This window comes from Acidithiobacillus ferrooxidans ATCC 23270, assembly GCF_000021485.1.
In the GTDB taxonomy this organism is placed as follows: Bacteria; Pseudomonadota; Gammaproteobacteria; order Acidithiobacillales; family Acidithiobacillaceae; genus Acidithiobacillus; species Acidithiobacillus ferrooxidans.
The window spans coordinates 937382-951011 of the sequence record NC_011761.1 but is presented as its reverse complement, the minus strand read 5'-3'; the positions used below and the strand labels follow the sequence as shown (position 1 = coordinate 951011).

At 57.0% G+C, this 13630-nt stretch carries 14 protein-coding genes; 1 reads left to right on the top strand and 13 read right to left on the bottom strand.

Annotation, left to right across the window (positions count from 1 at the left end):
* Window positions 1–10 precede the first annotated feature (10 nt).
* The 3 genes from AFE_RS04935 to AFE_RS04925 are packed head-to-tail and all read right to left on the bottom strand — an operon-like array spanning window position 11 to window position 3142.
* Entirely contained in the window at window positions 11–604 is a 594-nt protein-coding gene (locus tag AFE_RS04935; RefSeq protein WP_148208602.1) for a hypothetical protein, read from the bottom strand.
* Window positions 555–1445 (bottom strand): hypothetical protein, encoded by an 891-nt coding sequence (locus tag AFE_RS04930; protein WP_012606764.1) that lies wholly within the window; start codon window positions 1443–1445, stop codon window positions 555–557. Before AFE_RS04930 ends, AFE_RS04935 begins: the two co-directional genes overlap by 50 nt.
* On the bottom strand, window positions 1442–3142 hold the full coding sequence (locus tag AFE_RS04925; RefSeq protein ID WP_269077298.1) for a phosphoadenosine phosphosulfate reductase domain-containing protein: 1701 nt from the start codon (window positions 3140–3142) through the stop codon (window positions 1442–1444). Before AFE_RS04925 ends, AFE_RS04930 begins: the two co-directional genes overlap by 4 nt.
* Window positions 3143–3484: 342 nt before the next feature.
* On the opposite strand from AFE_RS04925, the gene AFE_RS04920 reads away from it, so the two are divergent.
* Window positions 3485–3982, top strand: coding sequence for a hypothetical protein (locus AFE_RS04920; RefSeq protein WP_041645405.1), 498 nt, complete (start codon window positions 3485–3487; stop codon window positions 3980–3982).
* Between the two features lie 42 nt (window positions 3983–4024).
* On the opposite strand, the gene AFE_RS04915 is transcribed toward AFE_RS04920, so the two are convergent.
* The 10 genes from AFE_RS04915 to csf1 all read right to left on the bottom strand — a co-directional run bounded on the left by AFE_RS04915 (window position 4025) and on the right by csf1 (window position 13620).
* Entirely contained in the window at window positions 4025–4267 is a 243-nt protein-coding gene (locus AFE_RS04915) for a hypothetical protein (protein ID WP_012606759.1), read from the bottom strand.
* Window positions 4268–4285: 18 nt separating this feature from the next.
* A complete protein-coding gene (locus AFE_RS04910; RefSeq protein WP_012606758.1) occupies window positions 4286–4984 on the bottom strand; it encodes a hypothetical protein in 699 nt (232 codons plus the stop codon).
* 104 nt (window positions 4985–5088) lie between these two features.
* Complete coding sequence (recD2, locus tag AFE_RS04905) at window positions 5089–7224, bottom strand: SF1B family DNA helicase RecD2 (protein WP_012606757.1); 2136 nt, start codon at window positions 7222–7224, stop codon at window positions 5089–5091.
* Window positions 7224–7499 (bottom strand): hypothetical protein, encoded by a 276-nt coding sequence (locus tag AFE_RS15985; RefSeq protein ID WP_148208601.1) that lies wholly within the window; start codon window positions 7497–7499, stop codon window positions 7224–7226. The genes recD2 and AFE_RS15985 overlap by 1 nt, the downstream gene beginning before the upstream one ends.
* A 171-nt stretch (window positions 7500–7670) precedes the next feature.
* Window positions 7671–8060: a hypothetical protein gene (locus tag AFE_RS04895; RefSeq protein ID WP_012606755.1), complete on the bottom strand. Its 390-nt coding sequence runs from the start codon at window positions 8058–8060 to the stop codon at window positions 7671–7673.
* Window positions 8061–8092: 32 nt separating this feature from the next.
* Window positions 8093–8254 carry a hypothetical protein gene (locus tag AFE_RS16320; RefSeq protein ID WP_158303817.1) on the bottom strand — a complete coding sequence of 54 codons (162 nt, stop codon included), beginning with the start codon at window positions 8252–8254 and terminating at the stop codon, window positions 8093–8095.
* Between the two features lie 2129 nt (window positions 8255–10383).
* Window positions 10384–10947 carry a type I-F CRISPR-associated endoribonuclease Cas6/Csy4 gene (locus tag AFE_RS04875; protein WP_041645393.1) on the bottom strand — a complete coding sequence of 188 codons (564 nt, stop codon included), beginning with the start codon at window positions 10945–10947 and terminating at the stop codon, window positions 10384–10386.
* 176 nt (window positions 10948–11123) lie between these two features.
* Window positions 11124–11816, bottom strand: a complete 693-nt coding sequence (gene csf3 / locus AFE_RS04870) for a type IV CRISPR-associated protein Csf3 (protein WP_012606751.1) — start codon at window positions 11814–11816, stop codon at window positions 11124–11126.
* Entirely contained in the window at window positions 11813–12874 is a 1062-nt protein-coding gene (gene csf2 / locus AFE_RS04865; protein WP_012606750.1) for a type IV CRISPR-associated protein Csf2, read from the bottom strand. Before csf2 ends, csf3 begins: the two co-directional genes overlap by 4 nt.
* Window positions 12871–13620 carry a type IV CRISPR-associated protein Csf1 gene (gene csf1, locus AFE_RS04860; protein ID WP_012606749.1) on the bottom strand — a complete coding sequence of 250 codons (750 nt, stop codon included), beginning with the start codon at window positions 13618–13620 and terminating at the stop codon, window positions 12871–12873. The genes csf2 and csf1 overlap by 4 nt, the downstream gene beginning before the upstream one ends.
* Window positions 13621–13630: the final 10 nt, after the last annotated feature.

The following is a 13630-nucleotide window of genomic DNA, read 5'->3' as shown; positions in this document are numbered from 1 at the left end:
TTACCCAGCGTTAGCCTTTGATAATGCCCAAAAAAGCATATGGGTTAATGTGAAAACTCGTTAGCGCATCACCCTCATCGTGATCGAGCTTGACCTGGTTGCACCTTCGATATTCGCCCATTGTGGCGAGACTACTGCAACTCACCATCAGATTGTGCCCATCATCCAGCACGGCGTTGACACCCCAGCTATCGCAGTCCCATTTGGGGCCACGATAATCGCCTTCCTGCAACCAAAGATGGGCGGATCGCACACCGCATCCGAATTTCTCCTGGATGGCCTCAATAACCAGTTTTTTGACATGCTGCGCCAGTGCGCCTTCACCAGCCCTGGCCCTGCGCCGTTTTAGCTGTAGGCCGTCCAGCAGGCTGCCTATGGCTCTATCACCGGCGTCCATGGCCGCCTGCATTTCCGCCTGGTGATCAACAACCGGCTTGTCGGCCGTATGGCAATCGTAATGATCCAAGGTGGCTCCGTGGTAGCCTTCGTCGGCATACACCGACTTGTGACAGAAGGAGCAGTAATCTTTGACCAGATGTCTGTTTTCCATTCTGTCAATCCTGCTCGCGAAATAGCAACCAATGACCACCACGCCGGTTTGCACCCATTTCCTCCGTAGTCTCATACCCAAAATACTCCACAGCACGCTTTATCAATGCATGGCTCTGAACATGGACGCCTAAATACAACGTATCGTTAGCGCCATAAAAAAAATGGAAGTGATGGCCGACATCCGGCAAGGAAACCGGATATAGCGGACGATGCAGTAGCCGATTAAACCGCGAAAAATGCAAGTGCTGCTGTTGGATCACGCTGTAATCCATGGCGTGTGTCAAACTGAAAACCAGCATCCCCGCCTGATGCAGGCTGCTTTCCAGGGCGGGACCAAAAAAGACCGCCCCATATTTGCGGATCATGATAAATTGTCGGCCGCAATGCACTGAAATGTGCCAATCCTGGAGCGTACCAGGCGTCATGCGATCACCGTTTCTATGCGAATCGTAACTGTACCCCATGCAAGCGCCGTTTTTGGTGAGATCCTGACACCTTTGCAGGATGGGCGTTTTCCAGTATGAAACTCGGGGCGAGATCGGAGCTTCGTCATATTCCACCTGCTTGCAGGTTTCGCCGCCCAACGGAATGTGCGCCGTCCACACGGGGTATCCACCCTGTTGTGTCACCTGCGTGTGGGGAATGCGCTTAAAGCGAAAAATGCTCCACGATTTTTGCGGTGTTTTTTTCGTGTAAGCATGCCACCTGCGAGATTCATCTATAATGCCGTTCGCAGCTTCAAGATATGCTCTGTTGTGCTGTACGGCCACCGCAAACGGCACACGCACCTGATACCAGCGATGCATGTTGCCCACTAACAGCGCCATACCCAAAAGTACGGCTATGACAAACACAATAACGCCGCCCATGATGGAAATATCACGCTTTCTCATGCCACCAGCTCCTGCTGTTTCTGTCCAGTATCCAAATGATGTTCCAGGAACGACTCGTGAAGCGGCAATGGTCCGGTCATCCCATCTTTTTCTGGTCGGATGGATCGATGCGGCAAAAATTCCACCTGACGCTGTCCATTCCACCCTTTGGCATACAACCATTGGGTGCGGCGCATGATCTTGTCTATGGTGGCAATGGCTTGTGGCGCAACAGACAACATCCCCATACGGGAGTAATACAGGTAGGAACCGCAGCATCCAAAATCCCGACCATCTTGCAAATCTTCCAGAATGGCGTCGTACTCCAGCCCGAAGAAGTCTGCAACCCCCTCATCATCAAAATCGAATGCCACGCTACTTTCCACATCCATAACGACATGGCCGTTCGCGAGTCGCCGCGTCCCCATGCAAGGACTATCGGAACCAACGGCGATCTCTTGCTGGATATCCCGATAGCCCTGCAAGTCCTGCTGATCTTCCCAGGGTGTGCCCACATACAACCGCTGTTTGCGGGGCATGGGCTGTTGCGGCCAGGCATCCACATCCGGAACCGGATAGCGGCGGCCCAGATCGTGGACGTCATGGAATATTCGCAACGCTTCAAAAGCCGGGTGATACCCGTACAGACTCCATTGCGCGTCGATCGCCAACAGTATTTTCGGATCGATCCACTGAAACCGGGGTGCATGCCCCTCGGCGCGAGCGGTTTCTGCCTCTACAGCGTCAATGGTCAGTACATAGCGCAAGAGATCCCGCAGCATGTCCGGCGAATACACATCTGGCGCAATCGTGATATATCCTTCCGCATCCACGCTGCGGCCCATCCAGTTGCGACGAGTGAAATCCCAACGGGTGTTGAGCAAGAAACGCTGCAACTGATTCAGGCCCAGCAAATAGTGGTAGCGCGGGTCAGCCTCGATCATGGCTTCGAGACTTTTGTCCCGGCCAATCGGCGTGCAGACCGCACAACCAGTGCGGGCACCACAGGGTTTGGCTTGTCCCTTGGTCGCCATGTCTCCGACCACTGCGCAGGAAGATCCAGCCGCGTCCGCGTAGATCCGAAAGACCTCTTCAAATCGAGAAAACGTCAGTACATCCGGATTCCCGTCGCGGCACTGCCCCAGGTATTCCCAAACCTCTTCCATGGTCCAATAGGCGATCGGTGACAGATACCATTGATTGTCGTCCCCGAGCCATGGTTTATCCGCCGTTTCTTCGCGCTCGAGCATGCGGGCTGCCCTTTGCGGGCTTTCCTCGAAACGGGTTCCGATGATGGTAACCAGAGAAGCGGCCGTTTTCGGATTCTGTAATCGCTTGCGCAAACGCTGCATCGGATGAATTTTGAGATCCGTGGTGCAGTCATGATTCATGCCTGGAAAAGACGGCAGAGCACGGCCACCGATCACCCGAAGCGGCCAGGACTCTGTGAGATTTGGCGTGGCGACATGAACTGCCAGAGGAATACGATGCCGTTCGGCGTACCGGCGCAAACGGCCGATTTCAGTGCTTGCATAGGCGCGTATTTCCGGGTTCTCGATACCTGTATCCCCATGGGTCACGAGGATGGGTGCGGCTATGGTTTGACCGCTTTCGAGAACCGCCTTCGCAGCCTGCATGGTAAGGTTCAGGACCACGCTTGAGTCCTTTCCGCCGCTCCAGGCGACAGATACGGGCCGATCGCACAGCAGTCTTTGCATACTTGAAATAGCGTCTTTGTTCATGCCACCCTCGCCTGTTGCGCCTGTCCGGCGTCCACATAATTCGCCCATATCAGCGCCTCAGCAGGCGGTGGCGACACCGAATTCCCGCAAAACCGTACCTGATTGCTCTTGCTGAACTTCCGCCCGTCATGGCCGTGGACATGCCCCCGCCGCCGGCAAACAGGTCCACGACGATCTCATCCGCCACATCCAGCACAAACTGTTGTTTTAGCATCTTAGAAGCCCCTTTTTGTCGCCACCCATCAGCATGTTGCGCCATGTGTATTAATATACTATTCTATCTAGGATGTCAACTTACTCGTGGATTGGTAAATTCTGATGGGCAATATTATTGGAATATTGGTAGCATTCGTTCTCCTTGGCTTCATTTTCAGAGCGCCTTCGCCATTCGAACCCTGTTCCCCCTTCTGGAATAATGGTGACATCAGCCAGGCTTCGGCCTTGCGGCATCTCAGCAAAGCGGAGGAAATAACGGCCAAAATCAATCTAACGCCACAGAGTTCGGACTGGAGGGCGAACAGGATGCGGTTGCGCGATTCGCAACGTTGCATGCGCCTGGCCGTTAAAGAGTGGCCCCCGCTGATGACGCAAAAATTGACCATGAGTTTGCTGCGCAAACAATCTAATCTGTTCGAGAAAATACGCCGACAGCGTGCAAGCGCCGATTATGTGCGCGGCATCAAATATAATTCCGAACTAAAGCAGCACGGTTGGTTGTTTTGGTCGAGCGTTCTCATTTCCGTTTTTACTTTTGGGTCTTTTCTATTTTGGTTTGTGTATTGGGCTATCCGCGCAATCAAGCGACGGAGGGAGTAATCCCCCTTTGCGCAAAGCCAATATGTGGAAGCAGGATTTCGATCAGACAATGCCCTGCTTGTCCCCAACCTCTCCACATGCCTTCTCCGCCATTCTTAGTTGCCGATAATCCATCATGGAATGATGCAGGTCCACGAATCGGATGATCCGTGTCTTGACGCAAGCGCTGGCCCGCTTAACCTGGCCAAGGCCGATCTGAGCGTTGGAATGATGATCTATATGCGAACTGCCGCAGCCGGACAGCGCCAAGGCCAGCGCACCCAGCGCTAGTATTCTGCTGCGCATCTCCCATCTCCTGCTTCTTCAGTCCGCCCGCGCCTTTGTCTGTCGTTTCCGAGCAAGCCGCTTGCCCACGAATCGCATAAAAATCTCGTGCTGCTCTTTTCCGAAACCACGCACGCCCGCGACATCAACCATAAGGAAGAATCCGAACGCCATCAGGAAAAAACCCTGGTCTTTGTAAATTTCCTTGGCCATCGGCAGGTTATTCCATGAAGCAGTTGCAAACTGTTGATGGAATTTAATGAGGTTCCAGCCAACGTCATGGGCAATTATCAAGCCCAGAACAAACGCCATGAAAAGCGCCAACCGTACCAGTGCCCACACAATAAACCGTGCTACATCTTTGATTCTGCCGAAGACAAACTCGGAGTCCGTCATCACTTCGGCTTTCGTTGTCTCTATCTCAACCGCGTCAAACTCGCCAAAACCATTAACCTGCTCCACATGTTTCAGGTTTTGATTCCGGCCCTGATCCCGTTGATAGCGTTCCGCGCGGCTGGCCATGTCCGCAGCTACAGAAATATACGATGCTGTGATAGCGATACCTATCGCAAACGCCAACCAGGTCTCTAGCCACACATAGGAAAATCCATTCAGCCCAAAAAACACGCCCTGGCACACTACAAAGATCGTAATAAACATCCGCACATACAAAACGGGATGCGCACGAAACTGTCCGCCAACTGTTGCGCTGTCTCTTGCAGACTCAAACGTTCCCACCTCTAATTCCTCCCTTGGCCGCGCCGATCAACGCCATTTGCCCTGTATTCTGGCTGGATATTTCCAGCCTCCGTGCCACCAACGATCCGGATGTGGAAGGCGACTCATCCGCCGATCCTCTGGGCCAACAGCGTGTCCCGCTTCTCAATGCCGGATTTCTTACACGCGATCTGCAGGGCCCTTTTCGTCGAGATCAGCAGCAGATGCTTCTCGGCCCGCGTCATGCCCGTGTACAGCAGATTGCGCTTGAGCATGACAAAGTGCGCGGTAGTGGCCACCATGGCGACCCCGGGAAACTGGCCACCCTGGGACTTGTGGATGGTCAGGCAATACGCGTGATCAAGATCCCGCAAGTCCTCATTATCCTCATAGCGGACGACGCGATCCTCGAAATCCACCACCACGGCCTGTTCGTCGCCCTCCTCTATGGCCACCACGGTACCCAGATCGCCGTTATAGACATCCAGGTCGTAGTTGTTGCGCGTCTGAATTACCCAGTCCCCCAGCCGGAACCGGCCCCGGTGCGGCTGCCCGGCATCCGGGTTGAACGCCTCACGCAAGGCCTGGTTGAGCTTCAGCGTGCCCAGCGGACCGTTCCGCATGGGCGCCAGCGCCTGCATGCGGCTGCCCAGTTTTTCCGACTCTTGGACGATGCGCCGCACCACCACCGCTGTCGCCTCCTCGCTTTCTTCCCCGATGCATTCTGCATCCACGAACGGACAATCCGACGAATCGGGATCCAGGTTCGGCACGACGCCCTGAATGACCTGGGTGGCCATCACCGGAATACCGGACCCGGCTTGCTGCCGGAAGATCTTGCTCAACCTGGCCACCGTAACCTTGCCGCAGGCAATGAGATCGGCCAGAACTTGCCCGGGGCCCACGGAAGGCAACTGGTCCGGATCGCCGACCAGCAGCACGCGGGCACGGGCCGGAATGGCGTCAAACAGCTTCCAGGCCAACTCCATATCCAGCATGGAGACCTCGTCCACGATGATCCAGTCCGCTTCGATAGGGTTGTCCCGATTACGCTCCGCCAGCCCACCCCTCTTCATCTCCAACAGCCGATGAATGGTCTTGGCCTCCATGCCCGTCGCCTCGTTCATGCGTTTGGCCGCACGGCCGGTTGGGGCGCAAAGAGCAACCCTCATGCCGCTCGCCACTGCCGACTGTGCGCAGGTCTTGAGTAGGGTGGTCTTTCCCATGCCTGGCCCGCCGGCCAGAATCGCCAGCTTGCGATCGCTGATCTGGTTCAGCGCCTCGATTTGCGTGGGATCCGGAACGAATCCGGCGGGGAAGCGCATCGTTTTCTTGGGCGCCGGACCAGACAGGGAGCGAATCTTGGCCGCCAGGGAAATTTCCATTCTGGAAAGACGTACGCTGGCGAAGCGATTAGGCGCGCCCAGTTCAGTCGCGATCTGCTGTGCTTCCTGCATCACCTGGATGCGCGCCACGATCTTTTCCTGGCTGACGCCCAGCAATTCTTTGCAAAGGCCCAGCAACGTCGGCTCGGGAGTCCAAACGTGACCGTCTTCGGTGCGAGTTTGCAGAGTGTGCTCGATCCCCGCGTCCACCCGATAATCCGCGTCGGCGCGAATGCCCAGTTTGCCGGCCGCCTGGTCGGCCAACGAGAACCCGATGCCGCGCACGCGGATCAGGCGATAGGGGTTGTTGCGCAGCCGGGCCACCAGCACCGCCGGCTGGCCAGCGATGGCGGGGTGATCCTTGAACTGGCGCCATACCGCGTTGGAGCGTTCCGGGCCAATCCCGACTTCCCGAAGAAACTGCATGATGATTCTGGTGGCGGACGCGATTTTCCAGCCCTCGATAATCTTTTCGCGCTGTTTCTTGCCGATACCGGCCTCCACGATCCGTTCTGGATGCTGGTCCAGAATCTCCAGCAATCCAGCGCCGAAGCAGGCCACCAGCTTTTTCGCGGACACCTTGCCAATGCCCTTTACCGCCCCGCCCTCAAGCCAAGACAAAATGCTGTCGGCGCTTGTCGGTACGATTTCCAGAATAGAACGGGCTTTGAACTGAATTTCATCCTTTCCTTTGCGCTTCTCCCAGGTTCCCGCCGCTTCGATGTTCGCGCCCACACGGGCCCGTTGCCACTCGCCGGTGACAATCTCGCGCTTGTTCGCGCCCTTGATCTGCACCTCAAAAATGCGAAAGGAATCCGCCTTGCCTGAGAAGATAAGGCGGGTGACCTGGCCGATGAGCGTCTGCATTTCGGGCATTAGCGCCCCCCTGCGACGGCTAAGGCATCAGAAATGAGCGATTCCGCCTTGCGCAACCGGTCATAATGATGGGGTTTGATAGATCCAGAATGAATGATTTCCGACGCGATCAACATAACGGCCGTCGCTTCCTGGGACACGCCGGTCAAGGCGTCCCGGTAGTCAAAGGATTTGCGCAGCGAGCCAACTCCACTGGTCTCCCCACGAAAATCTCTGGCGGAATCTTCAAACAGATCCACCATGGAAAGGTTTAATGCGTTAACGATTTGTTCCACGGAACACCCCGCCCAACAGTGCATCAGCACTTTGCCATCCTCCGCCTCCCGTATGGAAAGTGAAGGATGACGATCATCGTGTGCAGGACAAATCGCCATCCACTTCCCAGGGCCGAATTTCCGGTACTTGGGAAGCAGGGATAACACCTTGTCCACGCTGGCGGACATAGCTTAAATCAACCCGTGCAGCGACATGGCTTCCGTAGCTTTGTGATAATTTGGAAAGCTACGGGCCACACCGGAAGCGCAAATGGTGCTGGCACGATCCAGCAGACCGCGCCAGACCTTCCTGGCGTTCCGGGCCACGGTGCCAGAACCACGGGCCACCCAAACGATCGCACGGACAACGGAAACGCTGATGGCCTCCGCCATGGCCACGATGCCATCTGCGGCCTCCTCGATCTCACCACGACGCCGCAGAGCCTCGTCGATCAGCCGAGTGATCTTGTGGACCGCGACACGATCTGCCTTGCCATCGAACTCATTGGCAACGAACAGGCCGGTCTTGGTGATGATGACCACCACGGCCAAAAAGCTGGAAAAACGGAAAATCTTGATCATGCGGCACCGCCTTTTCTTTTACTTTCTGTGTGTTACATCAGCTTTGCGATCTCCATGAAGATCATCAACACCACGAAAACCAGAACCACTCCGGCGAACCCGACTCCTGCGGCCACCGCCAGATCCCGGATCTTTTCCTGCGGCTTCCAGTGCAAACGAATCGGGAACCAGCTTGCGGCAATCTTTTTCAACATAGCGCACCTCCATTCCGGTAATGATTATAATATACTAGCTTGTGTCGGTCAACCTATATCCACCCAATTTGCAACAAAATCAGCCGCGCATCTGGCGGCATAGTGTCATCGGTGTTAGCGCCACCGATCTCTTCCAAGCCACGCTTCTGGCGGCACACGTTAATAGCTTAGGCCGTGTAAATGCGCTGGCTCTTCTCAGCCGCTCACATGGCGACATATACGAACGGGTGAAAATCCCGGTCGCGGGGCGCATTCTAAGCCGCACACATGGCGGCATACGACAATCGCTTCCGTCTCGTTTTGCCTGTGCACTTCCAAGCCGCGCGCATGGCGGCATACACAAAAGAAATCGGGCACGAGGCCCGGAACTTCCCAGCCGCGTGCCTAGCGGCATACCGATTTGTTGTGCTCGTCGGCGGGATACGTTCCTTTCCAGCCGCGCACCTGGCGGCATACACGAGCCGCAAGGCGCGTGACTTTGCCCCGTACTTCCCAGCCGCGCACATGGCGGCACACCGGTTATAAGAGCCGTAGACCGGATCGTTGTTCTTCTCATCCGCACCCCTGGCGGCATACCGTTCCAATCACCGCGATCGATTTTCCAGCGCCTTTCCAGCCGCACATCTGGCGGCATATTTCGACCTGCCTACCATGACCAGATTCCATGTCTTTCCAGCCACACACATGGCGGCAAACTTGGGGCTCGGCAGGCGAGCCTCATGCCACTTCCCAACCGCACGCACCCACGGCGGCACACCTCTCCCGGTCTTTGACGAGCACTTTGAGCCTTTTTAAGCCGCGCACCTGGCGGCATACGATCACTGGTCCAGAAAAGTCAGGATCAGCAACTTCTCAACCACGCATCTGGCGGCATACCGAAATCCATCTAGGTCTCTCTGATGCTTCTTCCCAACCGCACCTATGGCGGCATACGATAATTTCGGCGGATCAGAAGACGCGTTTCCACCCGCACACATGGCGGCATACGCCTCACCCTCTATTCCCTCAACCGGCGAAATCTTCCAAGCCGCGCCCATAGCGGCACACCTGGCGGCATACTTTCCCTGCGGTTGCGCTTTGGGCCCCCCGTTTTCGTCTTCTCAGCCGCGCTTGAGCGTCTTATTGCCGCCGCCATTCTCAGCCGCGCACCTGGCGGCATACGTGTCCTTGCGCCTTCGTCGATTAAATCACTACTTTTTAAGCCGCACACCTGGCGGCATACATCCCACAAAAAAGCCGCCCCGCTGGAGGGGCCTTTCCAGCCGCACACATGGCGGCATACTCATGGCGATTGAACCAACCGATCTGGCTCTCCTTCCCAACCGCGTGATGGCGGCACATCGTCAGTTAGACCCGTTCGTGTTCGAAGAAATCTTCCCAGCCGCGCACATGGCGGCACACAATACACGGCAACTGCGATCAAGCGCGGCACATTACAAGCTGCGCATATGGCGGCATACGTCGTCTCTACTCAGCGCGGAATGCGCCAAACCCTTTCCAGCCGCGCACATGGCGGCATACTAGGGGGAATAAATGAGGGGATTTACTATTTCCAACCGCGCATGTAGCGGCATACGTCGCGTAAGGACGACGTGGATGTGGATTTGGCCCCCTCTTCCCAGCCGCGCCCCTGGCGGCATACTGCAAGTATTTTGCAGGCCATCGCCTGCTCCAAGTTCTCAGCCGCACACATGGCGACATACTTGGCGCGGCCTTCTTCACCAGCGCTGGCTTTGTTCTCAGCCGCACACATGGCGGTATACACGGAGTAGCCGGTGAAGGTCAGGTCGCCGTTCTTCTCAGCCGCGCATCTGGCGGCATACTGATCCCGCGCGGATCTGCGTCATATCTTCCCAGCCGCGCACCTGGCGGCATACCACTACGACATCAATATTGCGCGCGACCCCTTTTCAACCGCGCACCTGGCGGCACACCCCGTCGCCGCATCGAGATACAAGCCTTTTTGCTTTTCAACCGCGCACCTGGCGGCACACTACAAAAATTCCATTCCTGACCACTGATTCGCAAAGAAAAACCGCCAAAACTGACGATAAACCTTCGCTTTTCGAGTGGCCAGCAACAGCATGTATCCTATGGCTTTTTTAGATTGCGAAAGAACAACGCTCCGGTTACGGCAGATCCGGAACGGAAACCGCGCGGGAACTGACCGACAACCCATAGCCGCCCGGCACACCGTCCAAGCGGCCATTCGTCGGGATCGGATCGATGTACACCACAAAATACTGATCCGTGCTCCGGCTATGAACACCAATATATGGCAACGTGTCGGCCTTTTCGATCCGCGCCGCCCGAAACTCCGGCCTGCGCGATGTCTTTCCTGGAATCCGGAACCGTCGGTATTCCACCCATGGCCCAGCGAAATCCGCCGGCACTTCCTGCACGTCACCCTTCACCTTCACCCGAAAATCCAGGCTGTCGGAATGATCCACCAAGGTGCGAAGCCCACAGAGCGATTCCGCATCCTCCGCAAAGATCCGCACGCGTCGCCCGGGGTGCCGGAACTCGCCCACCTGAACATCGGGGAATGCCAGGGCGAAGGTCCCTGGAAATTCCACGAATGCCCCGTGCAACACGTCCAGCAGCGCCTGCAGATTGCTGGCGCCATGCGCCGTGGGTATCTGACTGTCCCGGCCCTGGTGAATATGGATGTCGATATATTTGAGCGCCTTCACAAATGCCTCCTTAACTTTACAAGGATCACGCCAATGGCGAGCATTGCCGTCGCCCCGCCAACCCACCGACCTCTATCGCGGCAGCGCTCCTGTCGCTTTTGCCGCAGATAACGCTTCGCCGCCATTATGGCGGTCTTTCTATCCGTCCAGGTCTCTGAATCCATCGGAAAGCCCCCTTATCTGACCGGTTCCAAGACCGGATGAAAATGCGCCTTGTCCCAATAAGGTTGACGCAACCGCCCCATGACCGGGGCGTACTCCACGCCATCGGCCCCCGGCATATCTTTGTGGAGCCAGCGTTTGCGCCACCGGTCGGCGGCCTCCGGGCAGTCCCGAATTTCCGCGTTGGAAATGCGTCCATACCCGTTCTTGCTGCCTTTCCCCAGATGGGTCACCTGCGAGAGATAAAAGCGGATGGCTTCCTCCTCGCCGATCACATAAAAGGCGACCTCCTGCGCGTTGGATGTCGTCAGATACATCTGGTACCCGCGTTGCTGGCCGCTATTGGGATCGATCCGGAAGGTCTCCGGATTCACTTTTCCGCGCGGCTGCCACAACCCCCGGTCCAGATCATCGTAAAACCGTGATGGATCGGTGAACCGCAGGTTGTTGGCGGATTCATAGATCTTCGGGTAAGGGAGTCTGGCCAAGACCTCCATTCTGGAGGCCTGCCAGACCCAGGAATCTCCCTCGCCTTCCCGACCCAGGATTTCTGACAGGTCTTCCGCATCCAACCAGGGATCCGCCGAGCCATTCATCTCACTGTCCCGGCTGACGGCATAAGCCATCAGCGCATCGAAATGAAAGGGCAGGTCCGAATGGACAAGCATCGGCGTCGCCAGCCGGAAGCGGATTTCCAGCGGCTTCACGCCGCACCCCGGTCAGGGGCCGCACCCCGGTCAGGGGCGATCAGGTTGGCCAACGCCGTGGCGTCGATTTTCTGAGACGCGGCATGCCAGGCGGAAAGCGTATGGGCCACCAGAGGATCCTCGCGATTCAGGCGGCCATCGTGGAACGCATCCTGGTGTTCTTTCCCATCACTGGTCAACAAGATCGCATCGTCGAACGAAAAGCGACCGAATCCGTTACGCCCGTATCCGCCCAGCCGCTCCGTCTCCGCCAGGCTATCCAGGGTGAGCAGAAACAGGCCGGCCTGGGCATCGCTGATGGCCCACTTCATCAGGATGGAAAAATCGAACAGCGTTCCCGGGCGCACGAACTCCAGTGCCGAATAGGTTTTCACACTGGTCTTGCTGGAGCCTTTCTCGCGATCGACCTCGCCCAAAATAGCCTGCTGCCGGGCATTGAATTCCGCCTCAAAGTTCTCCACCACTTCCGCAGCCTGGTGGATGTTGACCAGATCCCGCAAATCATCATTGCGGCGAAAGCCCCAGACGTCGGTGAAGTGATCGCCCTGGGCATGCCGGTGAGCGTGTGGATGCGCCATGCTGCCCAGATTCGCCGTGGTATCCGCGTGAACCGGCAAGGCGTTTTCGACTTCCAGGCAGCGCCGCATCATTTTCGGACCGCCGCCGAACAGCCCAAAGTAGGGATCGTCCCGATACTGCCGGTATTCGCCCAGGGTCATGTCTTTGCCATCCGGATTACCCGTTACCGCGCCACACTGCAGGACGTTATAGACCGCCAGGGAAACCTTCTGCCCGCGCAACCGGATCGCTTCCAGGATGATGCGCGCGGCATGCCGGCGCAGACGGCCGGAGATGTTGTTGGCGGCGATCACGGGAAAGTGCTTCGCCTCGCCCGCTTCGTTGAACAACACTTCACGCTGGATGCCCGTACAAGGCACGCCAACGCTCTGCCCGCCATAGACGGTCTTTCCCGTGGCTGGATCAAACCGCATGCTGCCGGGAGCGGCAATGTGCAATGGGGACCGGGTACGAATAAACGCAGAAAAACGCTTGATCATGACAAAGCTCCTTCGGATTGAGCCGCCGCTTGTGCGCCGGCGTTGGGGGACAACAGAAACCGCATGGCCCAGGTTTCACCCAGGGTGAGCGATTGGATCAACTGATAGGCTTCCGGATAGGCCTCCGCCGCCTCATCCAGCGTTTTTTCTGGGCCCTTCCGACGCAGCAGGCTGTGCGCCGGATCTTTTAGATCACTGGAAAGTACGGCGAACGGATGGGCGAGCGACTTGGCGGTAGGCTTGATCCCCATGAATGAGCCCAGAGTTTGGCAAGCCTGCACCGCCGATAGGAGGACTGGCCGCCGAATCTTGAGATCCCGCAGGCCGACGCGGACATAAAACAGATCGCGACTGAGGTTGACCCGTGCCCGCCAGGCCATGTGTTGACTCTTGCGGGTGGCGTACAACATCACAAAGGGCGGTTCCGGCGGGTTCAACAATCCACGGGCCACGTCCACCCATTTGGCAAACGGCTGGACGCCGCCCTCGGAAAAGATCCCGTTGGCCGTTGCGCGTAACATGGCGCTGCTCATCAGCGGAGTGCAGTGGCCGCAGGTCATGCCGGATCCCCTTGCCGCCAAGTCCGCAACATCCATAAAGGATGGCCCTACGGAAAATTTCGTGTATCGATCCCCGGGCCAGATATTTTTGCCGCAAAAGGAGCAGGTGCCCTCATGCGGCGCCAAGGCGCCTTCTGGCTTCAGCCCCATGGCCATGCAGACGATGTCCGATGATGTGAGATGCATAATGACCCCT

What these genes read in the sequence shown, in the direction of transcription:
- AFE_RS04895 (WP_012606755.1), bottom strand. Translation starts at nt 8,060, where the DNA reads ATGATCAAGATTTTCCGTTTTTCCAGCTTTTTGGCCGTGGTGGTCATC.
- csf2 (WP_012606750.1), bottom strand. Translation starts at nt 12,874, where the DNA reads ATGATCAAGCGTTTTTCTGCGTTTATTCGTACCCGGTCCCCATTGCAC.
- csf1 (WP_012606749.1), bottom strand. Translation starts at nt 13,620, where the DNA reads ATGCATCTCACATCATCGGACATCGTCTGCATGGCCATGGGGCTGAAG.
- AFE_RS04925 (WP_269077298.1), bottom strand. Translation starts at nt 3,142, where the DNA reads ATGCAAAGACTGCTGTGCGATCGGCCCGTATCTGTCGCCTGGAGCGGC.
- recD2 (WP_012606757.1), bottom strand. Translation starts at nt 7,224, where the DNA reads ATGCCCGAAATGCAGACGCTCATCGGCCAGGTCACCCGCCTTATCTTC.
- AFE_RS04930 (WP_012606764.1), bottom strand. Translation starts at nt 1,445, where the DNA reads ATGAGAAAGCGTGATATTTCCATCATGGGCGGCGTTATTGTGTTTGTC.
- AFE_RS04920 (WP_041645405.1), top strand. Translation starts at nt 3,485, where the DNA reads ATGGGCAATATTATTGGAATATTGGTAGCATTCGTTCTCCTTGGCTTC.
- AFE_RS04915 (WP_012606759.1), bottom strand. Translation starts at nt 4,267, where the DNA reads ATGCGCAGCAGAATACTAGCGCTGGGTGCGCTGGCCTTGGCGCTGTCC.
- AFE_RS16320 (WP_158303817.1), bottom strand. Translation starts at nt 8,254, where the DNA reads ATGTTGAAAAAGATTGCCGCAAGCTGGTTCCCGATTCGTTTGCACTGG.